22 protein-coding genes and 1 riboswitch are annotated in these 23,685 nt (G+C 68.8%); of the genes, 13 read left to right on the top strand and 9 right to left on the bottom strand.

Going from position 1 to position 23,685, the window contains the following annotated elements; translation table 11 throughout:
* Positions 1-63 precede the first annotated feature (63 nt).
* Positions 64-1,965, bottom strand: coding sequence for an asparagine synthase (glutamine-hydrolyzing) (asnB, locus tag QP609_RS02590; protein ID WP_197621784.1), 1,902 nt, complete (start codon positions 1,963-1,965; stop codon positions 64-66).
* 349 nt (positions 1,966-2,314) lie between these two features.
* Between asnB and QP609_RS02585 the strand changes: the two genes are divergently transcribed.
* A complete protein-coding gene (locus QP609_RS02585) occupies positions 2,315-3,004 on the top strand; it encodes a winged helix-turn-helix domain-containing protein (protein WP_014645829.1) in 690 nt (229 codons plus the stop codon).
* Positions 3,001-4,347 carry an ATP-binding protein gene (locus QP609_RS02580; RefSeq protein WP_069118028.1) on the top strand — a complete coding sequence of 449 codons (1,347 nt, stop codon included), beginning with the start codon at positions 3,001-3,003 and terminating at the stop codon, positions 4,345-4,347. Before QP609_RS02585 ends, QP609_RS02580 begins: the two co-directional genes overlap by 4 nt.
* On the opposite strand, the gene QP609_RS02575 is transcribed toward QP609_RS02580, so the two are convergent.
* Together QP609_RS02575 and QP609_RS02570 are read right to left on the bottom strand one after the other, a co-directional pair.
* Positions 4,344-5,813 carry a HAMP domain-containing sensor histidine kinase gene (locus tag QP609_RS02575; protein WP_032959213.1) on the bottom strand — a complete coding sequence of 490 codons (1,470 nt, stop codon included), beginning with the start codon at positions 5,811-5,813 and terminating at the stop codon, positions 4,344-4,346. The genes QP609_RS02580 and QP609_RS02575 overlap by 4 nt on opposite strands.
* Positions 5,810-6,529 carry a response regulator transcription factor gene (locus QP609_RS02570; RefSeq protein ID WP_014645826.1) on the bottom strand — a complete coding sequence of 240 codons (720 nt, stop codon included), beginning with the start codon at positions 6,527-6,529 and terminating at the stop codon, positions 5,810-5,812. The genes QP609_RS02575 and QP609_RS02570 overlap by 4 nt, the downstream gene beginning before the upstream one ends.
* 144 nt (positions 6,530-6,673) lie before the next feature.
* Between QP609_RS02570 and msrB the strand changes: the two genes are divergently transcribed.
* The 4 genes from msrB to QP609_RS02550 all read left to right on the top strand — a co-directional run bounded on the left by msrB (position 6,674) and on the right by QP609_RS02550 (position 11,458).
* Entirely contained in the window at positions 6,674-7,246 is a 573-nt protein-coding gene (gene msrB / locus QP609_RS02565; RefSeq protein ID WP_032959218.1) for a peptide-methionine (R)-S-oxide reductase MsrB, read from the top strand.
* 2 nt (positions 7,247-7,248) lie between these two features.
* On the top strand, positions 7,249-9,015 hold the full coding sequence (locus tag QP609_RS02560; RefSeq protein ID WP_126411688.1) for a cytochrome c biogenesis protein CcdA: 1,767 nt from the start codon (positions 7,249-7,251) through the stop codon (positions 9,013-9,015).
* 14 nt (positions 9,016-9,029) lie between these two features.
* The gene (gene msrA, locus QP609_RS02555) at positions 9,030-9,767 is read left to right on the top strand and encodes a peptide-methionine (S)-S-oxide reductase MsrA (RefSeq protein ID WP_041864052.1); all 738 of its coding nucleotides are present in this window, start codon (positions 9,030-9,032) and stop codon (positions 9,765-9,767) included.
* A 242-nt stretch (positions 9,768-10,009) separates the two neighbouring features.
* Positions 10,010-11,458 (top strand): PLP-dependent aminotransferase family protein, encoded by a 1,449-nt coding sequence (locus QP609_RS02550; protein ID WP_014645822.1) that lies wholly within the window; start codon positions 10,010-10,012, stop codon positions 11,456-11,458.
* A 75-nt stretch (positions 11,459-11,533) separates the two neighbouring features.
* Here QP609_RS02550 and bioD read toward each other — a convergent pair whose 3' ends face one another.
* Positions 11,534-12,217: a dethiobiotin synthase gene (gene bioD / locus QP609_RS02545; protein WP_041864050.1), complete on the bottom strand. Its 684-nt coding sequence runs from the start codon at positions 12,215-12,217 to the stop codon at positions 11,534-11,536.
* 68 nt (positions 12,218-12,285) lie between these two features.
* Between bioD and QP609_RS02540 the strand changes: the two genes are divergently transcribed.
* Both QP609_RS02540 and QP609_RS02535 read left to right on the top strand, forming a co-directional pair.
* The gene (locus QP609_RS02540; protein WP_014645821.1) at positions 12,286-12,768 is read left to right on the top strand and encodes a GAF domain-containing protein; all 483 of its coding nucleotides are present in this window, start codon (positions 12,286-12,288) and stop codon (positions 12,766-12,768) included.
* Positions 12,765-13,127, top strand: coding sequence for a TfoX/Sxy family protein (locus tag QP609_RS02535; protein WP_014645820.1), 363 nt, complete (start codon positions 12,765-12,767; stop codon positions 13,125-13,127). Before QP609_RS02540 ends, QP609_RS02535 begins: the two co-directional genes overlap by 4 nt.
* 91 nt (positions 13,128-13,218) lie before the next feature.
* On the opposite strand, the gene QP609_RS02530 is transcribed toward QP609_RS02535, so the two are convergent.
* Positions 13,219-13,797 carry a histidine phosphatase family protein gene (locus QP609_RS02530; RefSeq protein ID WP_049408270.1) on the bottom strand — a complete coding sequence of 193 codons (579 nt, stop codon included), beginning with the start codon at positions 13,795-13,797 and terminating at the stop codon, positions 13,219-13,221.
* Between the two features lie 142 nt (positions 13,798-13,939).
* Positions 13,940-14,163: riboswitch (cobalamin riboswitch) on the top strand.
* A gap of 114 nt (positions 14,164-14,277) precedes the next feature.
* Here QP609_RS02530 and btuB point away from each other — a divergent pair.
* On the top strand, positions 14,278-16,119 hold the full coding sequence (gene btuB, locus QP609_RS02525; RefSeq protein WP_197621168.1) for a TonB-dependent vitamin B12 receptor: 1,842 nt from the start codon (positions 14,278-14,280) through the stop codon (positions 16,117-16,119).
* A 93-nt stretch (positions 16,120-16,212) separates the two neighbouring features.
* Here btuB and gph read toward each other — a convergent pair whose 3' ends face one another.
* From gph to QP609_RS02510, 3 genes are all read right to left on the bottom strand, one after another.
* Entirely contained in the window at positions 16,213-16,881 is a 669-nt protein-coding gene (gph, locus tag QP609_RS02520; RefSeq protein ID WP_049441337.1) for a phosphoglycolate phosphatase, read from the bottom strand.
* Between the two features lie 64 nt (positions 16,882-16,945).
* Positions 16,946-17,737: a class I SAM-dependent methyltransferase gene (locus QP609_RS02515; protein WP_014645816.1), complete on the bottom strand. Its 792-nt coding sequence runs from the start codon at positions 17,735-17,737 to the stop codon at positions 16,946-16,948.
* A complete protein-coding gene (locus QP609_RS02510) occupies positions 17,734-18,663 on the bottom strand; it encodes a LysR family transcriptional regulator (RefSeq protein ID WP_014645815.1) in 930 nt (309 codons plus the stop codon). Before QP609_RS02510 ends, QP609_RS02515 begins: the two co-directional genes overlap by 4 nt.
* Before the next feature lie 108 nt (positions 18,664-18,771).
* On the opposite strand from QP609_RS02510, the gene QP609_RS02505 reads away from it, so the two are divergent.
* Both QP609_RS02505 and QP609_RS02500 read left to right on the top strand, forming a co-directional pair.
* Positions 18,772-19,410, top strand: coding sequence for an NAD(P)H-binding protein (locus QP609_RS02505; RefSeq protein ID WP_032959230.1), 639 nt, complete (start codon positions 18,772-18,774; stop codon positions 19,408-19,410).
* 91 nt (positions 19,411-19,501) lie between these two features.
* Positions 19,502-20,413, top strand: a complete 912-nt coding sequence (locus tag QP609_RS02500; RefSeq protein WP_197621167.1) for an MBL fold metallo-hydrolase — start codon at positions 19,502-19,504, stop codon at positions 20,411-20,413.
* A 250-nt stretch (positions 20,414-20,663) separates the two neighbouring features.
* Here QP609_RS02500 and dinB read toward each other — a convergent pair whose 3' ends face one another.
* Positions 20,664-21,758, bottom strand: coding sequence for a DNA polymerase IV (gene dinB / locus QP609_RS02495; protein WP_069118103.1), 1,095 nt, complete (start codon positions 21,756-21,758; stop codon positions 20,664-20,666).
* A gap of 191 nt (positions 21,759-21,949) precedes the next feature.
* On the opposite strand from dinB, the gene fabA reads away from it, so the two are divergent.
* Both fabA and fabB read left to right on the top strand, forming a co-directional pair.
* Positions 21,950-22,465, top strand: coding sequence for a 3-hydroxyacyl-[acyl-carrier-protein] dehydratase FabA (gene fabA / locus QP609_RS02490; protein ID WP_014035851.1), 516 nt, complete (start codon positions 21,950-21,952; stop codon positions 22,463-22,465).
* Positions 22,465-23,673, top strand: coding sequence for a beta-ketoacyl-ACP synthase I (gene fabB, locus QP609_RS02485; protein WP_197621166.1), 1,209 nt, complete (start codon positions 22,465-22,467; stop codon positions 23,671-23,673). Before fabA ends, fabB begins: the two co-directional genes overlap by 1 nt.
* The last annotated feature ends 12 nt before the right edge of the window (positions 23,674-23,685 follow it).

Below are 23,685 nucleotides of genomic sequence, written 5' to 3'. Positions count from 1 at the left end.
TACGCAAGGGCCTCCGCCCTGCGCCGCGCAGATTGAACCCGCCGCACGCGATGCAGGAACGGCTCAGCGCCCGCGACCACCGTGCCAGTGCTGGTGCCACGCCTGGAACATCAACACGTTCCACAGGTGCGTGTGCCACTTGCGCTCGCCCCGCAGGAACGCCTCCCAGACACCACGCACGCGCGCCACATCGAAGCAGCCCTGATTGCGCAGCAGCTGCGGATCCAGCAGCGCCTCCGCCCAGTCGCGCAACGGACCAGCCAGCCAGCGCGCCATCGGCGGGCCGAAGCCGCGCTTGGGGCGGTACACCAGCGGTTCCGGCAGATAGCGCGCCAGCAGGTGCTTGAGGATCAGCTTGTGCTCGCCATCGTGGTACTTCAGGTGCTGCGGCAGCCGCCAGGCCAGGCGCACCACCTCCATGTCCAGCAGCGGCGCACGGGTTTCAACGCCCGCCGCCATGCCCGCGCGATCAACCTTGGCCAGGATGCCCTCGGCCAGGTCCATGCGGAAATCCAGCAGCTGGATGCGCGCCTCAGCCGGCAGCGCCGTGTCCTGCTGCTGGAAGATCGTCACCGGTTCGCGCGCGCCCAGCACCACCTGCGCCGGCTGCCGCCAGCGGGTCACGCGCTGCAGGTAGTGACCTTCCACATCATTGGCAGCCACCTCGGCCACCAGGGCGCGCCAACCACCGAGGCGGCCGCGCTCGACGTTCATGCGGTTGCCGCTGCGCCGCGCCAGGTCGCGTACCCAGTCCGGCAGGCCACCACACAGGCGCGCATTGCGCAGCGCGCGGCCATAGCTGGGGTGGCCGAAGAACAGTTCATCGCCACCGTCACCGGTCAGTGCCACCGGCTTGCGCGCCCCCAGCAGTTCACTGGCCAGCAACGTCGGCAGCTGTGAAGCGTCGGCAAAGGGTTCGCACCAGACCTGCGGCAGGCGCTGCAGCAGGTCCAGGCCCTGGCGCGCGTCCATGCGATGCAGGTGGTGCTGCACGCCCAGATGGCGCGCGACCTGCGACGCCCAGTCGCTCTCGTCATGCCCCGGATCGTCGAAGCCGACCGTCCACGCTTCGATCGGCAGAGTCGATTGTGCCTGCATCATCGCCGTCACCAGCGAGGAGTCGGTACCGCCGGACAGGAACGCGCCGCACGCCAGGGGCGAGTGCATGCGTGAGGCGATGGCCTTCTGCAGTACCGCTTCAAGCTGGTCGGTGGCCTGTTCCAGGCTCGGCGCCGGCTGCAGCGGCTCCTGCAGTGCACTCTGCATCGCGTCGCGTGCGCACCAGTAACGCGCGCCGCCCTGCGCGGCCTGGCTGGAGCAACCCGCGGCATGGTCGCTGACATCGATACGCAGCATCGCGCCCGCCACCAGTTTGTGGATGCCACGGTAGATGGTGTGCGGCGCCGGCACATAGTCGTGGCGCAGCAGCAGGCTCAGGGCATCCTGGTCGATGCTCGGCGCGAAGCCGGCGAAGGCCTGCAGCGCCTTCAACTCCGAGGCGAACAGGAACTGGCCCTGGTACCAGCCGTAATACAGCGGCCGCTCGCCCACCGGATCACGGGCCAGCCACAGCACGCGCGACTCCCGGTCCCAGACGCTGAAACCGAAGGCGCCTTCGATGCGCGACAGCGCCCGCTGCACGCCCCATTCGACGATCGCCTGCAGCAGCAGCCGCGCATCGCTGCAACTGCGGGGCAGATCGCGCAGCTGCGCCTGCAGGTCGCCGCGGTTGTACAGGCGGCCGTCCAGGCACAGCACGTAGCGACCGCAGTCCGAGCTCAGCGGCTGCAACGGCGTATCGGTCGGCGCCCGGCAATGGCCCAGCGCGAGGCCGGCCTCGGCGTCGGTCCAGTAGCCGATGCGGCCACGCCCACGCTGCTGCAGCGCGCGCAGCATCGGGGCCAGCTGCTGCAGCAGCTGCTCATCCTCGGCGGGCGGCAGCCAGGCCCCGACCACGCCGCTCATCGGAAGCCTCCGCACTGGCAGCGGCGGGACAGGTTCGGCAGGCAGGGGGCGGCGGGCGACATGGGGACGGCACGCGGAGCGGAGGAGACTCCATGCTCGGCGCGGGGGCGCGCGGCGTCAGTCGCTTTGCTGTCAGCGATCGTCACCAGCCGTATCACGAAGGTAACGTTTTGTAACAGCAACAGGCTATGCTGGCCGCCAAGTTGTTGCCGGGACTGAGACCCGGCCCGCGCGCCAGCAACCCCGGCTGAATGGCGCCCGCCCCCGGGACCCGGGCGGCCCGAAGGCTGGGATAGCATCGCCGCGCTCGTGCCGTGGCGGTACGTTTGCGCCCACGGAGGCCTTGGAAATGCTGGATATCGTACTGGTCGAAGACGATGCCCGCCTGGGAACGATGGTCAGCGACTACCTGCAACGGCATGGCTACCAGGTGGCCCACGAGCGCAGCGGCGAGCGCGCCGTGGCCCGGATCCTGGCGGAGAAGCCGGCCCTGGTGCTGCTCGATGTGGGCCTGCCCGACCAGGATGGTTTCGAAGTGTGTCGGCAGATCCGGCCCCACTATGACGGCATCATCTGCGTGCTGACCGCCCGTACCGACAACATCGACCAGGTGCTGGGCCTGGAACTGGGGGCCGACGATTACATCGGCAAACCCATCGAACCGCGGGTGCTGCTGGCCCGCCTGCGCGCCCACCTGCGCCGCCACCGCCGGGTCGAACCGCGTGACGGCAGCCTGCGCTTCGGCGAGCTGAGCATCGACCCGTCCACCCGCAACGTGCACCTGCAGGGCAGCCTGCTGGAGCTGACCACCGCCGAGTTCGACCTGCTGTTCCTGCTGGCCAGCAATGCCGGCCAGATCCTGGACCGCGACGCGCTGCTGCGCGGCCTGCGTGGCATCGCCTTCGATGGCCTGGACCGCTCAATCGATGCCCGCATCTCGCGCCTGCGCCGCAAGCTGGGCGACAACCCGGAGCAGCCGGAACGGATCAAGACCGTCCGTGGCCGCGGCTACCTGTTCAGCCGCTCGGCATGGGGATGAAACGCACACCGTCGGCGATGCGCGGCCACGCCTTCCACTTCCTGCGCTACGGCATCGGTTTCCTGGTCGCCCACCTGTTGTTGATCGTGCTGGGCCTGTGGGCCTGGGACGCCCTGCTGGAAGACCGCACCGAAGCCGGCCTGCAGGCCGAGATGCGCGGCACGCACGCGCTGCTGCAGCATCGCTTCGCCGAAACCCCGCGCGAGCAGTGGCCGGCACTGGCGCGCGAACTCGACGCCGATTTCGCCTACGCGCTGCGCATGGTGCCGCTGGCCGAGGCGGTGAAGGCCCTGCCGGCCAGCCAGCGCCCGCCGTTCAACAACGGCCGCGTACAGATCGACCTGGAGCACATGCGCAGCCTGCAGCGGATCGGCGACAGCGACTACGCCGTGATGCTGGGCCCGTTGGACGAGGCGCTGCCGGACGAAGGCTGGCAGGACAGCGAAGTATCCGGTGTGGCGATCCTGCTGCTGATCCTGATGGTGGCGGTGGCACTGCCGATGTACGTGATGGTGTACCGGCTGTGGCGCGACGTCTCGCAGTTGGCCCAGGCGGCCCGCCGCATGCGCGACGGCCAGCTGGACACGCGTGCGCCGCGCGCCGGCACCGCGCTGGTGCGGCCGCTGGCCAACGCCTTCAACCACATGGCCGAGCAGCTGCAGCAGCTGCTGGAAAGCCAGCGCGTGCTGGCCCAGGCGGTCGCGCACGAGGTGCGCACGCCGTTGGCACGGATGCGTTTCGGCCTGGCCGACCTGGAAGACACCGCGCTCGACGATGTGCAGCGCGATGCGCTGGGCGGGCTGCGCACCGACGTTGATCGGCTGCAGCACCTCACCGATGCCGGCGTCGAATACGCCGCACTGGGCCGCTGCCATCAGCTGACCCGCCAGCGCCTGCAGCTGGCGGCGCTGGTGCGCGGCGTGGTGGCCCAGTTCGCACCGTTGCCGATGCCGGTGCAGCAGGCGTTGTCGCCGGTGGGCCTGGTCAACGTCAACCGGCACATGCTGGAACTGGCGCTGCGCAACCTGCTCGGCAATGCGCTGCGTTACGCGCGTCGGCAGATCCGCATCGCCAGCACGGTCAATGACGGCTGGCTGTGCCTGCAGGTGGAGGACGACGGCCCCGGCATCGCACCGGAACTGCGCGGCCAGGTGCTGCAACCCTATGTGCGGCTGGACCCGGGCAGCCCCGGCTTCGGCCTCGGGCTGGCGCTGGTGCAGGTGGTGGCCGACAAGCATGGCGGCCAGGTCGAGGTGACCGATTCGGCGCTGGGCGGCGCCTGCATCCGCCTGCACCTGCCGCTGGAAAACGGCGGTGTCGTGGAGGCCGAGGCAGCCTGCTAGACCGCCGTTTCCGCGCGCGGCAAGGCAAACACGAACAGCGCGCCCCGTTCGCTGTCGCGCAGTTCGATGCGGCGGCCATGCAACTGCACGATGCGCTGCACGATCAACAGGCCCAATCCGCCGTTGTCGCCACGCCGCGCGCCGAGCGCGGCCGGTGCCTGGAACAGCTGGGTACGCAGCGCCGGGGCTACCCCGGGGCCATCATCGGCGACGCAGACCTCCACGCTGTCGGCGGTCGCGCGCAGGCGCACCTCGATCTGGCCACCCTCGGGTGCATGGCGCAGCGCGTTGTCGAGCAGGTTGGTCAGCACCCGCTCGACCAGGCCCAGGTCCGCACGGACCAGCGGCAGGCCGGGCGGAAACGCCGCGTGCAGCTGCTGGCCACGCGCCTGTGCCGCCAGTTCGAACTTCTGCAGCACGTCCTGCAGCAGCTCCGGCAGCGCGAACACTTCCCACTCCAGCCGCACTTCGCCGTGCTCCAGCCGCGCCAGTTCGAACAGCGCGCGCGCCAGCCGGCCGACCTTGGCGCTCTGAGCCAGCGCAATGCCGAGATAGCGGCGGCGCTCATCCGGTGACAGCGTGGCGTCCTTCAACGCCAGCGTTTCCAGGTAGCCGTGCAGCGACGACAACGGCGTGCGCAGGTCGTGCGAGATGTTGGCGACCAGTTCACGGCGCTGCAGATCCTGCTGGCGCAGCTGCTGCCACTGCTCGCCCAGCCGCTGCGCCATCTGCGCGTGCGCATGTTCCAGGATCACCAGTTCGTCGCGCTCACCAGCGCGCAGCGGCTCCGGCGGCGGCAGCGGCGTCGGCGCATCGATGTCAAAGGCCTGGATCCGCCGGGTCAGCCGCCGCAACGGACGCGTCACCCAGTAGAACGCGACCAGCCCGGCCAACAGGCCGAGGCTGCCGACCAGCACCACCGACCACAGCGTGGTGTTCCACTGGCTGCCGGCGGCAAGATCGTCGGCGAGCATCTGCCGGTGCTCGCCGACCAGCACCACGTACACATAGCCGGCCGGCCGGCCCTGCACGATCAATGGTGCAGCGCTGAACACCTTGCGGCCATCGGCGCTGCGCGGGTCATCGCCGAGGATCGGCAACGGTGCACCGGCCAGCAGGCGACGCAACGGCGCCACATCCACCCGGTTGCGCACCAGATGTCCACTGGGTGCATCGTGACCGAGGATGCGGCCCTGGTCGTCCAGCAGGTAGACCTCGACGCTGGGGTTGACCGCCATCAGCTGGCCGAACAGCGCGCGCACCGCCGCATCGCGCATGCCGCTGGTGTCCATCAGCTCGCTGCGCTGGGCGATGTGTTCGGCCAGGCCCAGCGACAGCCGCTGCACGACTTCCTGCTCGTGGCGGGTGTTGGCACGCATCTGCAGTGCCAACAGCGCCATGCAGCACATCAGCATCAGCGCGGCGGTCACCACCGCCAGCTTCTGCCACAGGTTCGGCTTGATCATGCCGCCGCCCCGGCCGGGTCGACCAGCTTGTAACCGCGGCCCCACACCGTCAGCAACCGCCGTGGGTTGGCCGGGTCGGGTTCGATCTTGCTGCGCAGGCGGTTGATGTGGGTGTTGACCGTGTGCTCATAGCCATCGTGCTGGTAGCCCCAGACCTGGTTGAGCAGTTCCATGCGTGCGAACACCTGGTCCGGATGACGGGCGAAGAACAGCAGCAGGTCGAACTCGCGCGGGGTCAGTTCCAGCGTGTTGCCATCCACCGAAGCGGTGCGCGCGACCGGATCGAGCTGCAGCCCACCCAGCTCGATCGCGCCGGCATCGATGCGCGCGCTCTGCGCCATCGCCTCGGCGCGGCGCAGCAGCGCACGTACCCGTGCCACCAGTTCCGGCATCGAAAAGGGTTTTGCCAGGTAATCGTCCGCGCCCAGTTCCAGGCCGACGATGCGCTGCGTTTCACTGCCGCGCGCGCTGATGATGATGATCGGGACATACCGCGCCATCGCGCGTGCGCGCTGGCACACCTGCAGCCCGTCCACGCCGGGCAGCATCACGTCCAGCACCAGCGCATCCCACGGGCCGTCCTGCTCGAGCAGGCGCAGGCCGGCATCGCCGCTGGCGGCATGGGCGACGTCGTAGCCCTCATCACCCAGGTGCATGCGCAGCAGGTCGGCGATGTGGGCATCGTCTTCAACGATCAGCACGCGTTTGGTCGACATCGGCAGCTCGGGGCCAGTGGGGAGGCTGGCTGCATTGTGGCGCGGGACGGCCGCCGATACCTCACGAAAAATTGAATCCTGCGTGAGGATTCGTTGACCCGGGCGGGCGCAGCATGGCCCCGTCGCCCCTTCCCGGAGTCCGCCATGTCCCTCTCCCGCCGCCATCTGCTGGGCCTGGGCGGTGTCGCCACCGCCGCCGGCCTGTTCGGCCTGGGGGCCTGCAGCCGCGCCGCCCCGGCCGCCGCCGAAGCGCGCCCGTCGCGACAGTTCGAGGTCATGCACAGCGATGCCGAGTGGCGCCAGCGACTGACGCCGGCGCAGTACGCGGTGCTGCGCCAGCAGGCCACCGAGCGCCCCTGGAGCAGCCCGCTCAACAAGGAACACCGGCAGGGCACCTTCGCCTGCGCCGGGTGCGCACTGCCGCTGTTCTCCTCGTCCACCAAGTTCGAGAGCGGTACCGGCTGGCCCAGCTTCTGGGCGCCGCTGCACAACGCCATCGGCGAAGACCGCGACGTCACCTTCGGGATGCTGCGGGTGGAGGTGCATTGCCGCCGCTGCGGCGGCCATCTCGGCCATGTGTTCAACGATGGGCCACGCCCCACCGGGCTGCGCTACTGCATGAACGGTGCGGCGATGGTGTTCGCTCCCGGCGCCACGGATGGCACTGCCGACGGCTGGCGGGTGCCGGTCGGTTCTTCCCCTGCTTCCGGAGCCTGACGATGCTGCTGTTGCTGCTTGCCTATCTGGGGGGCGCGCTGACCCTGCTCAGTCCCTGCATCCTGCCGGTGCTGCCGTTCGTGTTCGCGCGTGCCGATCGCCCGTTCCTGCGCAGCACGCTGCCGCTGCTGCTGGGCATGGCGCTCACCTTCACCGTGGTCGCCAGCCTGGCCGCGGTGGGCAGCCAATGGGTGGCGCAGGCCAACCAGGTCGGACGTTGGGTCGCCCTGCTGCTGATGGCGTTGTTCGCGGTCGCCCTGCTCTGGCCACGACTGGCCGACCACCTGCTGGCGCCGTTCCAGCGCATGGGTGCCCGCCTGAGTGCGCGCGCCGATGCGGCGGATGCCGCGGGGCACGGCGGCGCGTGGACCTCGCTGCTGATCGGCATCGCCACTGGCCTGCTGTGGGCACCGTGTGCCGGGCCGATCCTCGGTCTGGTGCTGACCGGCGCCGCCCTGCATGGCGCCAGCGTCGGTACCACTGCGCTGCTGCTGGCCTACGCACTGGGTGCGATCACCGCATTGGCGCTGGCGGTGTGGATCGGCGGCCGGGTGTTCCGCGCGATGCAGGCGCGGCTCGGCCTCGGCGATGTACTTCGCAAGGTGCTGGGTGTGGCCGCGCTGCTGGCCGTCGTGGCGATCGGCCTCGGCTGGGATACCGGCCTGCTGACCCGCTTGTCCACGGTCAGCACCGCGCGTATCGAGCAACGCCTGCTGGATGCAGTGCCCGGCGCGCAGCCGGCGGCACCGCCGATGATGATGGCCGGCGCCAATGCCGGTGCCGATGCAGCGCTGCCGGTGGAGGGCACGCTGCCCGCGCTGGACGGTGCCACTGGCTGGCTCAACAGCCCGCCGCTGAGTGCACAGCAGCTGCGCGGCAAGGTGGTTCTGGTCGATTTCTGGACCTATTCCTGCATCAACTGCCTGCGCGCGATGCCGTTCGTGCACGAATGGGAGCGACGCTACCGCGACCACGGCCTGGTGGTGGTCGGCGTGCACACGCCGGAATTCGCCTTCGAGCGTGACCCACGCAACGTGATGAAAGCGGTGCAGCAGCTGAAGGTCGAGTACCCGGTGGCGCTCGACAACCAGTACACGATCTGGCGCGCCTTCAACAACCGCTACTGGCCGGCGCAGTACTTCGTCGACGCGCAGGGCAATATCCGCGGCCACCAGTTCGGCGAGGGCAACTATGCGCGCTCGGAACAGATGATCCGTCGCCTGCTGACCGAAGCCGGGCAGACCAATCTGCCGCCACCGGCCGATCCCGCTGCCGCCGGCCTGAAGGGCGTGGCCGTGCAGGCCGACATGGGCAACCTGCGTTCGCCGGAAACCTACCTGGGCCACGCCCGCGCCGAGCAGTTCGCCTCGCCCGGCGGGCAGCGCAGCGACGCCGCGTTCGACTACACGCTGCCGGCCACCCTGGCGTTGAACCAGTGGGGGCTGTCCGGGCGCTGGACCGTCACCGATGAGGCCGCACAGCTGCAGCAGGCCGGCGGCCGCATCGCCTTCCAGTTCCATGCGCGCGACCTGCACCTGGTGCTGGCACCGAGCGAGGACGGCAGGCCGGTGCGCTTCCGCGTCTGGCTGGACGGCAAAGCGCTGCCCGCCACCGATGCCGGCAGTGATGTTGGTGCCGATGGCAGTGGCGTCGTCGACGAGCACCGCCTGTACCAGCTGATCCGCCAGCGCGGCGCAGTTGGCCCGCATCGCTTCGAGATCGAGTTCCTCGATGCGGGCGTGCAGGCCTATGCCTTCACCTTCGGTTGAACCGGGAGGACATGATGAAACTCTCCTTTGAACAAGGCATCGCCGCCGGTGTGGCCGGCCTGGTGGCCACGGCCTTGATCGCCGGTGTGCTGCTGGTTGACCACGGCGCGATTGCGGCGCCGATCGAAGCCAGCGCGCAGATCCAGGCACTGCCGGCCCCCACCGGCGATGCGGCGTTCCGCGATGACGCCCCCCACGCCAGCGTGGTGTTCGCCGGTGGTTGCTTCTGGGGCGTGCAGGGCGTGTTCCAGCACGTCAAGGGCGTGAGCAATGCCGTGTCCGGCTACATCGGTGGCAGTGCGGCCAATGCGCGTTATGAGCGCGTCAGCGGTGGCCAGACCGGGCATGCCGAAGCAGTGAAGATCGACTACGACCCGCGCCAGGTCAGCTACGGGCAGCTGATGCAGGTGTTCTTCTCGGTGGTGCACGACCCGACCCAGCTCAATCGGCAGGGGCCGGACCACGGCAGCCAATACCGCTCGGCGATCTTCAGTGACGACGCACGCCAGCAGGCTGCCAGCCGCGCCTACATCGCCCAGCTCGGCCAGGCCGGCAGCTACCGCGCGCCGATCGTCACCCAGCTGGTCAGCGGCCAGCGCTTCTACCCGGCCGAGAGCTACCACCAGAACTACATGACCAACTACCCGCAGGCGGCCTACATCCGCTACTACGACGCACCGAAGCTGGCCGCGCTGGGCAAGCAGTTCCCGGCGCTGTACCGGCGCGAGGCGGTGCTGGTGCCGATGCGGTAGCCGGCATTCCCCCTTGGCCTGACCGACGCTCGGCGGTGCTCTCTGTAGAGCCGAGCCCACGCTCGGCTGCTGTTGGCGGAAGTGCAGCCGAGCATGGGCTCGGCTCTACACACAGAAAAAGACGCACGGCCATCCAGCCGTGCGTTTGGGAAGTATCGGCCGTGCCCCGATCAGGCCCGGCCGACAACGACATGCTAGGCTCGCCATCATCATGGGTACAGCACCAGATGGTGGGAAATTCGATGGATACAGATGACCAGAGCGCGATGATCCCACCCCGCTACCAACGGCTGTCCGACGAGCTGGCCGAGGCCATCCACGGCGGACGCCTTCCGGTTGGCAGCCGCCTGCCTTCGCTGCGGCAGATGGCCCTGCAGCGCAGGCTCAGCCTGAACACGGTGATTGCCGCCTATCGCCAGCTGGAGGACGCCGGCCTGGTCATTCCGCGGCCCAAAGCCGGCTTCGAGGTGGCGCCGCGCTTGTCGGTGCCAGAGCGTTCGCTGCGTGATACCCCGTCCGCACCCACCGCACCACTGCAGCAGGTGCTGATGGCCCGCGTGCTGGAAGCACAGCGCCGCCCCGGTGTGATCGACCTGGCCTTTGCCGGTCCGCGCGGGCGCCAGTTCTATCCGGGCGCGCAGCTGGCCCGGCATACCGCACAGGTGCTGCGCCACGGCCAGCAGACGGTGGAGACCTACGCGCGCCCCAACGGCTCGCCACGGCTGCTGGCGCAGATCGTGCGGCGTGGCCCGCGCATGGGGCTGCACACCCACAGCGAACGCCTGCTGCTGACCCATGGTGCGATGGAGGGCCTGCAGCTGGCGCTGCGCGCGGTCACCCAGCCCGGTGATGCGGTCGGCATCGAGGCACCGTCCTACTTCAACCTGTATCCGTTGCTGGCCAACCTCGGCCTGCAGGCCATCGAGCTGCCCACCCATCCGCAGCACGGACTGGATGTGGATGCGCTGGACGCGCTGCTGCAGCACACACCGCTGGCCGCACTGGTGGTGATGCCGACCGTGCACAACCCGCTCGGCTGCACCATGCCGACCGCCGCCAAGCAGCGCCTGGCCGAGCTGGTCAACGCACGGCAGCTGCCGCTGATCGAGGACGCGGTGTACGCCGAGCTGCAGTTCTGCGAACCGCCGGCGCCCCTGCTGAAGGCCTTCGATCGCGACGGCTGGGTGATGGTGGTCGGAGGTTTCTCCAAGACACTGGCGCCGGATTACCGCATCGGCTGGCTGGATGGCGGCCGCTTCGCCGAGCGCATCGCGCTGCTGAAATTCCAGTCCACCGGCGGCGAGCCGCAGCTGCTCGGTGACGCGGTCGCGGCGTATCTGGAAGCGGGCAGCTACGAGCACCACCTGCATCGCATGCGCCGGCTGTACCGCGAACAGGTGGGACGGCTGCGCCAGCTGGTGGCCGAGCACTTCCCGGCCGGCACCCGCGCCACCGAACCGCAGGGCGGATTCCTGCTGTGGCTGGAACTGCCGGGCGTGGATACGCGCGAGCTGTTCGAGCGAGCGCTGCAGGAGGACATCGTGTTCATGCCCGGCCAGGTCTATTCACGTGGCGCGCGATACCGCCACTGCCTGCGGCTGTCGTGCTGCCAGACCCTGGATGCGCGCTTCATTGGCGCGGTGGAACGACTGGGCGCGATCGCGCGGGAGCTGGCGGCCGCAGCACGGTAGTGCCGGCCGCTGGCCGGCAACATCGGGATCACCGGGTGGATGCGGTGGCCGGCCAGCGGCCGGCACTACCCAGGATCACTCGAGCAGGTGCGCGCTCAGCGCTTCGCCATCCGCACCCGGCAGATGCGGCAGCCGTCCCCAGCACGGCATCGGCAGGCGCTGCTGCAACGTGGCGATGTTCTCATCCTGGCGCTGCATCGCCGGGTCGATGTGGTTGCCGATCCAGCCCAGGCACTGCACGCCGCTGGCCTGCAGCGACTGCGCAGTCAGCCGCGCATGGTTGACGCAGCCCAGCCGCATGCCCACCACCAGCAGCACCGGCAACTGCAGTGCTCGCACCAGGTCCAGCTGGTCCAGCGTGGCCGAGACCGGCGCCAGCCACCCACCGACGCCTTCCACCACCACGATGTCGGCCTGTGCGCGCAGTCGCGCGAACGCAGCCACGATCGGCGCCAGTTCCACCCGCACGCCGTCCTCGGCAGCGGCCAGCTCCGGTGCCAGCGGCTGCCGCAGCGCATACGGGTTCAGATCGGCATAGTCCGGCACCGGCCAGCTGGCCGCCTGCAGCGCCAGCGCGTCTTCGTTGCGCAGGCCCTGCCCCAGGTCTTCGCTGCCGCTGGCCACCGGTTTCATGCCCACCGCGCGCAGGCCGCGCCGGCGCAGCGCCTGCAGCAGCGCGGTGCTGGCCGCGGTCTTGCCGATCTCCGTATCGGTGCCGGTAATGAACAGGGCGGGCGGCAGCGTAGCGGGCAACGGCATCGATGGGCTCCAACAGGGCAACAGAGCGTGCATTATCGCCGGCCCGGCGCGCTTGCTAGACTGCGGGCATGTTCGCCAATGCCTCGCTTACCGGCAGCAAGCCGGAACAATACGCCCAGCTGCTGGAACAGGCCCGTGGCCTGGTCTACGCCGAGTCCGACCGCATCGCCAACGCGGCCAACCTCTCCGCACTGGTCTACCACGCCCTGCCCGACCTGAACTGGGTGGGTTTCTACCTGTACGACGGCACGGAGCTGGTGGTCGGCCCGTTCCAGGGCCTGCCGGCCTGCGTGCGCATCCCGCTGGACAAGGGCGTGTGCGGTGCCGCCGCCAGCCAGCGCGTGACCCAGCGCGTGGACGACGTCGATGCCTTCCCCGGCCATATCGCCTGCGATTCGGCCTCGCGTTCGGAACTGGTGGTGCCGCTGCTGCGCGGCGATGAACTGATCGGCGTGTTCGACATCGACAGCCCGAAGATCGGCCGCTTCGATGCCGATGACCAGGCCGGCCTGGAAGCCATCGCCCGCGTGTTCGTCGAGGCGCTGGGATGAGCGCACCGAAGCTGCGCAACATCGGCCCCAAGAGTGCAGCGTGGCTGCGCCAGGTCGGCCTGCGCAGCCGCGAGGACCTGGTTGCGACCGGCGCAGTCGGCGCCTTCGTCAAGGTCAAGCGCGCCGGCTTCAAGCCCAGCCTGAACCTGCTGTACTCGCTGGAAGGCGCGCTGCTGGACTGCCACTGGCAGGAACTGAGCGAGCCGCAGCGTGAGGCGCTGGTGCAGGATTACGAAGCACGCATCGCCGCGCATCCGCTGAAGGCGGCCGGCCCGGCGTCGGGTCCGGTGCATGAGCAGCGCTTCGATGCCGACGATGACGCGGAAGACAGCGTGACCGAGGATGCGGACGAGGATTGACTGCACCGGTAGTGCCGGCCGCTGGCCGGCAACTGCGTGGTCTTTTCAACGTTCCTGAGACTGCCGGCCAGCGGCCGGCACTACCGATGGGTTACGGCTGCTGCAGTTCCAGCAGCTCGCCTGCCAGCCCGGCTTCGCCACGTTCCAGCCGTACCCGCAGGCGCGTGCCGTGGTCGATGCGCAGTGCCCAGCACAGCGACATCGGCAGGCCGCAGACCTGCGACAGCACCATGCGCAGCGGGCCGCCATGGCTGACCACCAGCGTTGGCACCGGGTCGTCATCATCGAGCAGTCGATCCAGCGCGCGCGCGATACGCCGCTCGAAGTGGCCCCAGCTCTCACCGTTGGGCGGTGGGAATGCATGCGGATCGGCATGGAAGGCCGCCAGTGCATCCTCTGGCAGGTCGAACAGCGACTGCCCGTCCCAATCGCCGAAATCCAGCTCTTCCCATTCCTCCTCCGCTTCCACGTCCAGCCCGCGCGGGGTGGCCAGGGCCATCGCCGTGTGCAGCGAGCGCAGCCGCGGCGAACTGATCACCCGTTCCCAGGGCTGCGCAGCGTAGGCGTCGACCAGTTCCTGCGGCAGGCGGGCCAGCTGCGGTGGATCGCTGCGGCCATCGAGGAACTCATCGCGACCGTTGCCGGCATGGCGGACCAGGTCGAGGATCATGCGTGCGTCCTGTACAGGCAACGCGGGAACAGCGGAAAACGGGCGGACATCGGCAACGGCACCACGGGATCGAGGGACCATTCTAAGGGCACAGCAAAGGCAGTCGGGTACGCTCGACGCTACGGGCCGCCTGCGATGCCGTAGACTGCGCGCACTTCCAGGTGACCTGCGGCCACGGCCGGCAGGTTGAAACGGGAAGCCGGTGACGCGTGAATCCACGCCAGGCCGGCGCTGCCCCCGCAACGGTAAGCACGTCAGTTCCAGGCAACAACGCCACTGTGCCGCAGGCATGGGAAGGCGCCTGGACGGTGGCCTCGCGCCACCCGGCGGCAAGCCCGGAGACCGGCCCGGAAGCCTCAGGTCGCGGTGCGGTGGGCATGGCGCTGGATGACCGCAGCCTGCGCTGCGGCGTCGGCGCATGCCTGCCTTCGCGGCTCCTCCCCTTCGCCACGCGGGCGTGCGTGGCACCTGGAGTCCCCCATGAAGCTGCAGTCCCGAATGCTGTCCCTGGCCGTGCTGGCCGCCCTGCCCGCGCTGGCCCAGGCCGCCGATGACACCACCGCGCTCGACCAGATCCTGGTCACCGCCACCCGCACCCCGATCGCCCTGCAGGACAGCATCGCACCAGCCCAGGTGATCGACCGCGCGCAGATCGAATCCAGTCAGGCCACCTCGTTGCAGGAACTGCTGCGCGGCCGCGCCGGCATCAACCTGACCAATGCCGGCGGGCTCGGCAAGCAGAGCTCGCTGTTCCTGCGCGGCACCAACTCGGGCCACACCGTGGTGCTGGTCGATGGCGTGCGCATCAACAGTGCCGACCTCGGCCTGGCCATGTACCAGGACCTGCCGCTGGCGCAGATCGAACGCGTGGAAATCGTGCGCGGCCCGCAGTCCAGCCTGTACGGCGCCGACGCCATCGGTGGCGTGATCCAGATCTTCACCCGCCGCAACCAGGGCGATTTTGCTCCGCACTTCCAGCTCGGTGGTGGCAGCAACGGCCTGCGCGAAGCCAGCGGCGGCATCGGAGGTGGCACCGAACGCGGCTGGTTCGGCGCCGACATCGCCTACCAGCATTCCGATGGCGTCGATGCCTGCCGTGGCTCGGCGACGCTGTTCACCGGCTGCTTCGCTGACGAACCCGACCGCGACGGCTACCGCAACCTGTCCAAGAGCCTGCGTGGCGGCTACACCTTCAACGACCAGTGGAATGTGGAAGGCAGTGCGCTGCGCGCCGACGGCAAGAACCACTACGACGGCTATTACAACTACTCGGAAACCCGCCAGCAGGTGCTGGCCGGCAAGGTGCGCTACACCCCGTCCGGGCGCCTGGCGTTCACCGCCAACGTCGGCCGCAGCGACAACGAATCGGACAACTTCGGCGACTTCGGCGCACGCGGCAGCGCGCAGACCCACCGCGACAGCGCCTCGCTGCAGGGTGACTTCACCTTGACCGGAAGCCAGCTGCTGAGCACCGGCGTGGACTGGAGCGAAGACAACCTGGACGGCAGCAGCGCGGGCTACCTCGTCGACAGCCGTCGCAACACCGGCGTGTTCGTGCAGTACCAGGGCCGCTTCCGCCGCCATCAGCTGCAGGCCAGCGCACGCAACGACGACAACCAGCAGTTCGGCAACCACGCCACCGGCAGTCTCGGCTGGGCAATGCAGCTGGACCACGGCCTGCGCGTCAATGCCAGCTACGGCACCGCCTTCAAGGCACCGACCTTCAGCGACCTGTACGACCCGTGGAGCGGCGTGCCGACGTTGAAGCCGGAGAAGTCCAAGAGCGCCAACCTCGGTGTTTCGCAGCAGGGCCAGGGCTGGCATTGGGGCCTGGACGTGTACGAGACCCGCATCGATGACCTGATCACCTACGATGCGTCCACGATGAAAATGCAGCAGGTGGAGAAGGCGCGCATCCGTGGCGCCGAACTGACCGGTGGCGTGCTGCTGGCCGGCTTCGACCTCAACGCGCAGCTGAGCTACACCGACCCGCGCAACCGCACCCATGGCAGCACCCAGTTCGACAACTGGCTGCCGCGCCGTGCACAGCAGACCGCGCGCCTGGACGTCGACCGCCGCTTCGGCGATTTCCGCGCCGGCCTGACCGTGCAGGGTGCGGGCAAGCGCTATGACGATGCCGCCAACGCGGTGAAGGTCGGTGGCTACGGCACGCTGGACCTGCGCGCCGAGTACGCGCTGACGCCGGCGTGGTCGCTGCTGGCACGTGCCGCCAACGTGTTCGACCGCCGCTACGAGACGGTGGCGTGGTTCAACCAGCCCGGCCGCGAGTACCAGCTGAGCGTGCGTTACCAGCCGAAATGAAGGCGCGCGCCGGGCATCGCCCGGCGCCGATCTACTGTAGAGCCGAGCCCATGCTCGGCTCACGCAATGAAGCAGCCGAGCGTGGGCTCGGCTCTACACCCGAACGCCCGCGGCCAACCCCGGCAACTCACGCAGGTCGTCAATCACCGCCACCGCCTGTGCGGTGGCCAGGTCCAGGCCACGCGGATAACCGTAACGCACCAGTGCGATCGGCATGCCTGCCTCTTCGGCGGCGCGGTAGTCGGTCAACGAATCACCCACCATCAGGCAGGCATCCACCGCCAGCCCGAAGTGCGCAGCGATGTGCCGCAGCGGCTCACCGCTGGGCTTGCGCTGCGGCAGCGAATCGCCGCCCAGTACCAGCGCGAACGCATCACCAATGCCCAGGTGTTGCAGCAGTGGCGGCACCAGCGCTTCGGGCTTGTTGGTGCAGATCGCCAGCGGAACACCGCGTGCACGCAGCTGCATCAGCGCTTCGGCCACGCCATCGAACAGGCGCGGGCTGCGCAGCAGGCACTCACGGTAGTGCACCATGAACACCGGCATCACTTCGGCCAGGTCGACCTCACGACCCGCGGCATGCACGGCCTGCTCGACCAGGCGGCGCACACCGTCGCCGATCCAGCCCAGAACCGTGGCTTCCGGCACGCGTGCCATGCCGATGTCTTCCAGCGTGCGGTTCAGTGCTTCGGCGATATCAGCTGCGCTGTCGACCAGCGTGCCATCAAGGTCGAACACGACCAGCGGATAGGGATACGACAAGGGACGGCACCTGCACGACGTGGGGCCGCCCATTGTACGCCGCTGGTTTCTGCGCCGATCCGCCTCAACCGATCCGGCGTGCGCGGGTGGCCAGGAACGTGGGCAGGTAGCGGTCGATCAGGAAGCGCGGCTGCGGCTGCCAGTCTTCCATGAAGCGATCGATGACGAACCCCGCATCCAGCTGCCCGCCGATCAGTTCGGTCAGGCTGTGGCCAAAGGTCAGCGCATCGCCGCGGCCGAGTTTCGCCTCACGTTCTGCGGCGGGCAGGTCTTCCAGGTCCGAATAGGGAATGGCGTACTGCGGCCGGATCAGGCCCTGCGCATCGAGCTGCGGATCGCGCGCGCCGACGAACAGCACCGGGTTGTAGAAGCTGGCCATCAACATGCCATCGCGCGCCAGCACGCGGCGGCATTCGGTCCACACCGGGCGCACGTCGGGTACGTACAGGTTGGAGATCGGATGGAACACCACGTCGAAGCTGTCGTTGGCGAATACGTGCAGGTCGCGCATGTCGCCCTGCACCGTGCGCAGCTGCAGGCCATCGCGCGCCGCCACGCTGCGGTCCTGTTCCAGCTGCCCGTCGGAGAGATCGAACACGGTGACGTCGGCGCCCGCAGCGGCCAGCACCGGTGCCTGCTGGCCCCCGCCCGAGGCCAGGCACAGGATGCGGCGGCCACGCACATCGCCCAGCCAGTCCAATGGCAGCGCGCGTGGGGTCAGATGCACCTGCCAGCGGCCTTCGCGCGCGGCGGCAATGGTTGAACTTTCCACCGGGCGCGACCATTCGCGCACTTCGCTGGCCTGGCGGTCCCAGGCAGCACGGTTGTGGTCGATCAAGGCCTGTCCATGGTTCATGTGTTCTCCTTGCCCGGTGGGCGCCAATCCAGATCCTGGAAGGCCGGGCTGGCGAAACACTCGGCCAGGTAGTCCAGGAATCGCCGCATGATAGCGGGCTGCTGTCGCCGTGACGCGTACACGGCATGAATGCCGAGTTCGTCCAGGCTGAATTCGGGCAGCAGTTCGATCAGCTCGCCGGTACGCAGCAGCGGCGCCACCTGGTAGGTCGGCAGCATGGCGATACCGGCACCGGCCCGCACCGCCTCCAGCAGCAGCGAGGCCTCGTTGGCGCTGATGTTGCCGCCCACCGCCACCGACAGCGAACGGCCGTCTCGGTGCAGCTGCCACAGGCTCTTGCCGACGTAGTGGTGGGTCAGGCAGTTGTGCGCGGCCAGATGCTCGGGAGCAGTCGGCGTGCCGCGTGCCTGCAGGTAGGACGGCGTCGCGCACAGCACCGAGCGGCAGGTGGCCAGCCGCCGCGCGATCAGGCTGGGATCGATCTGGCGCGCGATGCGCACGGCCAGGTCCACCCGCTCCTCCACCAGGTTCACCGTGCGGTCGACCAGCAGCAGCTCGATGCGTGCCGCCGGATGGCGCGCAACAAAGCCGGCCACCGCCCGCGCCAGGTGGCTCTGCCCGAACGACACGCTGGCAGTCACCCGCAGCGTGCCATGCGGCTCGGGATCATCGCTGGCCAGCTCGCCCTGCAGTTCCTCGCCGATCGCCAGCATCTGCCGGAAGCGCGCCAGTGCCGCCTCGCCCGGGCCGGTCAGGCTGACCCGGCGCGTGGTCCGGTGCAGCAGGCGTGCGCCCAGCCAGCCCTCGACCTCAGCCAGGTAGCGGCTGACCATCGCCCGCGACATGTCCAGCACCTCTGCCGCCGCGGTCAGGCTGCCGCGCTCGGCCACCTCGACGAACACGGTCATGGCGGTCAATCGGTCCATATGCTCGATCCATGCAACAAACAAGCGCTTTATACGCTGTTTTTCGAGCGACTGCAGCGGCCTAGAGTGGCGCCATTCCCACCCCACAGCGCCCCACGGAGTCCTGCCATGAAGATCGCCCTCGTTGGTTCCACCGGCAACATCGGCCGCCAGATCGCCCGCCACGCGCTGGCCCGCGGCCACGAACTCACCGTCATCGTGCGCAGCGCGCAGGACCTCCCGGCCGAGCTGGCCGGTGCCCATCCGGTGATCGCCTCGCTGGATGACCAGGACGCGCTGGTTGCCGCCATCGCCGGCCACGACGTGCTCGCCAGTGCCTACGGCCCGCGCCCGGGCGATGACATCGGCCGCGTCGGCGAGGTCGCCGCGCAGCTGGCGGCTGCCGCGCGCAAGGCCGGCGTGCCGCGCCTGGTGGTGGTTGGCGGTGCCGGCAGCCTGGAAGTCGCACCCGGCGTGCAGCTGGTCGACACCCCCACCTTCCCGGAGGCCTACAAGCCGTACGCGCTGGCCCACCGCGAGGCGTTCAACCGCCTGCAGGCAGTGGACGACCTGGACTGGACCTTCTTCTCGCCGGCCGCCGAAATCGGCCCGGGTGAAGAGCGCGGCCAGTACCGCGTGCAGCCCAAGGCGTTCCTGGCCGATACCAGCGGCCACAGCCGCATCAGCTACGCCGACTATGGCGCGGCGTTCGTCGCCGAACTGGAAGCGCACGCGTATCCGAAGCAGATCATCACCGCAGCGTATTGATCCACGCACGTCCCATGTAGAGCCAAGCCCGCGCTCGGCTCTACGCGAACATGCAGCCGGGCATTGGCCCGGCTCTACACAAGGAATTCCCATGCGTACCGCTGCCCTGCTGCTTCCCCTCGCCCTGGCCGCCAGCTTCACCAGTGCGCCGCTGCTGGCCGCACCGGCCACCACGGCGCCGGCGGCGGCGACGAAATCCCAGCTGCACCTGCAGGCCTTCCATCCCGGCCCGCAGGCAATGTTCTCGGTGTCCTCGGTGCTGATCGAAGGCCGCCACGACGCGATCCTGGTCAATGCGCAGTTTGGTGCCAGCGATGCGCGCAAGCTGGTCGAGCTGATCCGCGCCAGCGGCAAGGAGCTGACCACGATCTACATCAGCCACGGCGATCCGGACTACTACTTCGGCCTGGCCACCCTGCAGGACGCCTTCCCGCAGGCACGCATCGTCGCCACCGCGCAGACCGTCGCCCACATCCAGCAGACCCAGGCCGGCAAGCTGGCCTACTGGGGACCGAAGATGGGTGCCGACGTGCCCGCGCGCATCGTGCTGCCGCAGGTGCTGGATGGCGATGCCCTGCAGCTGGAAGGCCAGCGCCTGCCGCTGATCGGCCTGGATGGCCCGACCCCGGACCGCACGGTGCTGTGGGTGCCGTCGCTGCGCGCGATCGTCGGTGGCATTCCGGTGGTCGCCGGCGAGCACGTGTGGATGGCCGACACGCAGACGCCGAAGTCGCACACCGACTGGCTGCAGACCCTGCAGCGGTTGCAGGCACTGAAGCCGAAGGTGGTGGTGCCGGGGCATTACGCGCCGGGTGCCGCACTGGATGCCAGTGCGCTGCGCTTCACTGCGGACTACATCCGCGCGTTCGATGTCGAGACGGCAAAGGCCAAGGACAGTGCGGCGCTGGTGAAAGCAATGCAGTCGCGCTACCCGAAGCTGGATGGCGTCGCATCGCTGGAGCTGAGCGCGAAGGTGGCCAAGGGCGAGATGCAGTGGCCTTAAGGTAAAGGGTTGTTTTGCAGGGCTGCGCCCTGCACCTGCTCAATGCAACGGCAACAGCTGGATATCTGTGGGTTGGCGGGGTGGGTCCGATGGCAGGGGACGCCGTGAACCCGTCCATGGAGGCTTGGTCGCGGCATCCATGCCGCTCACGCCCCCGCAACCGGACCCACCTCGCCTTCGACAGATCTCGGCAATCTGCTGGGGTCGGATCCCGTTGCTGCGCAACGGGCTCTGACCCCGCCTTTGCCGATCAGAGGGATGTGGAATCGCTCGGTCCGTGCTCGAACAATTCCCCCTGCACCACGGCCTCCTTTTCGCGGAACCCACCCAGCCCGACGCCGACCAGGCGGTAACGCGTCTCCGCCGGCAGGTCGACGCGGGCGCGCAGGGCCAGTGCGATGTCGCGTAGTTCTTCCATCGATTCCGGCGGGCGCTCCGGGGTGAAGCTGCGGGTGAGGATGCGGAACTGCGCGGTCTTCAGCTTCAGCACCACGGTGTGGCCGACGCGTTCGGTCTTGCGCGTGGCATTCCAGGTCTTCTCCGCCAGCTGCACGATCGCCTCGCCCAGGTCTTCCAGCAGCAGGTCCTCGGCAAAGGTGTCCTCCGAGGAGATCGACTGCACCTGCTGGTCCGGTTCCACCGGCCGCTCGTCGATGCCGCGTGCACGGTTGTACAGGCTGCGGCCGAAACTGCCGAACGCCTCTTCCAGGTCGACCAGGGACCACTGCCGCAGGTCGCCGCAGGTGACGATGCCACGCGCGGCAAGTTTGCCTTCCATCACCTTGCCGACGCCTGGCACCCGGTTCACCGGCAGCGGCAGCAGGAAGGCGTCCACCCGCTGCGGTGGAATCACGAACTGGCCATCGGGCTTGCGCCAGTCCGAAGCGATCTTGGCCAGGAACTTGTTCGGCGCGATCCCGGCTGAAGCGGTCAGGTTCGTCTCCTCGCGGATCTGCGCACGGATGGTGCGGGCGATGTCGGTGGCCAGTTCGATGCCGCTCTTCGGCTCGGTCACGTCCAGGTAGGCCTCGTCCAGCGACAACGGCTCGACCAGGTCGGTGTGGCGCAGGAAGATCTCGCGCACCTGGCGTGACACCGCCTTGTAACGTGCAAAGTCCGGCGGCACGAAGATCGCGTCCGGACACAGGCGTTCGGCGCGCAGCGCCGGCATCGCCGAACGCACGCCGAACACGCGTGCCTCGTAGGACGCCGCACACACCACCGAGCGCGCGCCGCGCCATGCCACAACCACCGGCTTGCCGCGCAGTGACGGATCGTCGCGCTGCTCCACCGACGCGTAGAACGCGTCCATGTCGACGTGGATGATCTTGCGCAGTCGGGTCATGTCAGGCGGAAAGGGCGGGGGCGTGCCGAACGGGCCACACGCCGAAGTATGGTCGTTGCACATCAACAGGATGCGCGTATTCCATTGAAAACACTACGGTTGCGTACGGTTGAAATGTTTGATCGGCGCAGTTTCCACGGGCATCCTCGAACGCTTGTTTCCCTGTTTCCCCGCTTCCAGGATTGTGCTTCATGACCCGTCTCCACGCGTTCAACCGCGAACAGCTGCTGGCCAGCGCACGCGGTGAACTGTTCGGCACCGCCGCCGGCCGTTTGCCCAACGATCCGATGCTGATGTTCGACCGCATCACCGACATCCACGAGGACGGCGGACCGCACGGCAAGGGCATGGTACGCGCCGAGCTGGATATCCGCCCGGACCTGTGGTTCTTCGGCTGCCACTTCATCGGCGACCCGGTGATGCCCGGCTGCCTGGGCCTGGACGCCATGTGGCAGCTGACCGGCTTCTTCCTGACCTGGCTGGGTGCCCCCGGCAAGGGCCGCGCACTCGGCTGCGGCGAGGTGAAGTTCACCGGCCAGGTACTGCCGGACGCCAAGCTCGTGCGCTACGAGATCGACATCAGCCGTGTCATCAACCGCAAGCTGGTGATGGCCCAGTCGGACGCCCGCATGTACGTGGATGACCGCGAAATCTACAGCGCGCGCGACCTGCGCGTCGGCCTGTTCACTGAAACCGGGAGCTTCTGATGCGTCGCGTCGTCATCACCGGCATGGGCATCACGTCCTGCCTCGGCAATGATCTGGATACCGTTTCGGCCGCGCTGCGCGAAGGGCGCTCGGGCATCACCGCCTTGGCCGACCATGCCGAAGCGGGCCTGCGCAGCCAGGTCGGCGGTCGCGTCGACCTCGATCTGGAGGCGCTGATCGACCGCAAGCAGAAGCGCTTCATGAGCGACGCGGCGGCCTTCGCTTACCTGTCCATGCGCGATGCCATCGCCGATGCCGGGCTCAGCCCCGAGCAGGTCAGCAACCTGCGCACCGGCCTGATCGCCGGTTCCGGCGGCGGCTCCAGCGAATGGCAGATCGGCGCGGTCGACCTGCTGCGCGAACGTGGCGTGCGCAAGGTCGGCCCGTACATGGTGCCGCGCACGATGTGCTCGACGGTCTCGGCCTGCCTGGCCACGGCCTACCAGATCAAGGGCGTCAGCTACTCGCTGTCGGCCGCCTGCGCGACCTCGGCGCACTGCATCGGCGCTGCCGCGGACATGATCCGCCACGGTGCGCAGGACATCATGTTCGCCGGTGGCGGTGAAGACCTGCACTGGTCGATGAGCGTGATGTTCGATGCGATGGGCGCGCTGTCGACCAGCTTCAACGAGACCCCGGCCAGCGCCTCGCGTCCGTACGACAAGGACCGCGACGGCTTCGTCATCGCCGGTGGCGGCGGCATGCTGGTGCTGGAGGACTACGACCACGCCGTTGCGCGTGGCGCGCGCATCCATGCCGAGCTGATCGGCTACGGCGTGACCTCCGATGGCGCCGACATGGTCGCGCCGTCCGGCGAGGGCGCGGTGCGCTGCATGAAGATGGCACTGCAGGGCGTCGATCGCCCGCTGGACTACCTCAACACCCACGGCACCTCGACCCCGCTGGGCGATGTCACCGAGCTCAACGCGATCCGTGAAGTGTTCGGCGATGCGGTACCACCGCTGTCCTCGACCAAGGCGCTGTCCGGCCATTCGCTGGGCGCGGCCAGCGTGCACGAGGCGATCTACTGCCTGCTGATGATGCGCGATGGCTTCGTCGCCGGTTCGGCCAACATCGGCGAGCTGGACCCGAAGGTGGAGAGCTTCCCGATCCTGCGCGAGAGCCGCGAGCAGAAGCTGGACACGGTGATGTCCAACAGCTTCGGCTTCGGTGGCACCAACGCTGCGCTGGTGTTCGCGCGGGTGTGATTGAACAGGTGT

The sequence above is a fragment of the Stenotrophomonas sp. 8(2023) genome, from assembly GCF_030345295.1.
GTDB lineage: Bacteria > Pseudomonadota > Gammaproteobacteria > Xanthomonadales > Xanthomonadaceae > Stenotrophomonas > Stenotrophomonas muris.
Note: the sequence above shows the minus strand (reverse complement) of the source record. Positions and strands in the feature narration are given on the sequence as shown.

Bases quoted from the DNA above. Each gene is read 5' to 3' on its own strand.
- QP609_RS02505 (WP_032959230.1), top strand. From the start codon at position 18,772: ATGAAGATCGCCCTCGTTGGTTCCACCGGCAACATCGGCCGCCAGATC.
- QP609_RS02580 (WP_069118028.1), top strand. From the start codon at position 3,001: ATGAAACGCACACCGTCGGCGATGCGCGGCCACGCCTTCCACTTCCTG.
- fabA (WP_014035851.1), top strand. From the start codon at position 21,950: ATGACCCGTCTCCACGCGTTCAACCGCGAACAGCTGCTGGCCAGCGCA.
- QP609_RS02540 (WP_014645821.1), top strand. From the start codon at position 12,286: ATGTTCGCCAATGCCTCGCTTACCGGCAGCAAGCCGGAACAATACGCC.
- fabB (WP_197621166.1), top strand. From the start codon at position 22,465: ATGCGTCGCGTCGTCATCACCGGCATGGGCATCACGTCCTGCCTCGGC.
- QP609_RS02560 (WP_126411688.1), top strand. From the start codon at position 7,249: ATGCTGCTGTTGCTGCTTGCCTATCTGGGGGGCGCGCTGACCCTGCTC.
- QP609_RS02585 (WP_014645829.1), top strand. From the start codon at position 2,315: ATGCTGGATATCGTACTGGTCGAAGACGATGCCCGCCTGGGAACGATG.
- QP609_RS02550 (WP_014645822.1), top strand. From the start codon at position 10,010: ATGGATACAGATGACCAGAGCGCGATGATCCCACCCCGCTACCAACGG.
- asnB (WP_197621784.1), bottom strand. From the start codon at position 1,965: ATGAGCGGCGTGGTCGGGGCCTGGCTGCCGCCCGCCGAGGATGAGCAG.
- QP609_RS02500 (WP_197621167.1), top strand. From the start codon at position 19,502: ATGCGTACCGCTGCCCTGCTGCTTCCCCTCGCCCTGGCCGCCAGCTTC.
- btuB (WP_197621168.1), top strand. From the start codon at position 14,278: ATGAAGCTGCAGTCCCGAATGCTGTCCCTGGCCGTGCTGGCCGCCCTG.
- QP609_RS02575 (WP_032959213.1), bottom strand. From the start codon at position 5,813: ATGATCAAGCCGAACCTGTGGCAGAAGCTGGCGGTGGTGACCGCCGCG.
- QP609_RS02515 (WP_014645816.1), bottom strand. From the start codon at position 17,737: ATGAACCATGGACAGGCCTTGATCGACCACAACCGTGCTGCCTGGGAC.
- msrA (WP_041864052.1), top strand. From the start codon at position 9,030: ATGAAACTCTCCTTTGAACAAGGCATCGCCGCCGGTGTGGCCGGCCTG.
- QP609_RS02510 (WP_014645815.1), bottom strand. From the start codon at position 18,663: ATGGACCGATTGACCGCCATGACCGTGTTCGTCGAGGTGGCCGAGCGC.
- QP609_RS02570 (WP_014645826.1), bottom strand. From the start codon at position 6,529: ATGTCGACCAAACGCGTGCTGATCGTTGAAGACGATGCCCACATCGCC.
- QP609_RS02530 (WP_049408270.1), bottom strand. From the start codon at position 13,797: ATGATCCTCGACCTGGTCCGCCATGCCGGCAACGGTCGCGATGAGTTC.
- bioD (WP_041864050.1), bottom strand. From the start codon at position 12,217: ATGCCGTTGCCCGCTACGCTGCCGCCCGCCCTGTTCATTACCGGCACC.
- QP609_RS02535 (WP_014645820.1), top strand. From the start codon at position 12,765: ATGAGCGCACCGAAGCTGCGCAACATCGGCCCCAAGAGTGCAGCGTGG.
- dinB (WP_069118103.1), bottom strand. From the start codon at position 21,758: ATGACCCGACTGCGCAAGATCATCCACGTCGACATGGACGCGTTCTAC.
- msrB (WP_032959218.1), top strand. From the start codon at position 6,674: ATGTCCCTCTCCCGCCGCCATCTGCTGGGCCTGGGCGGTGTCGCCACC.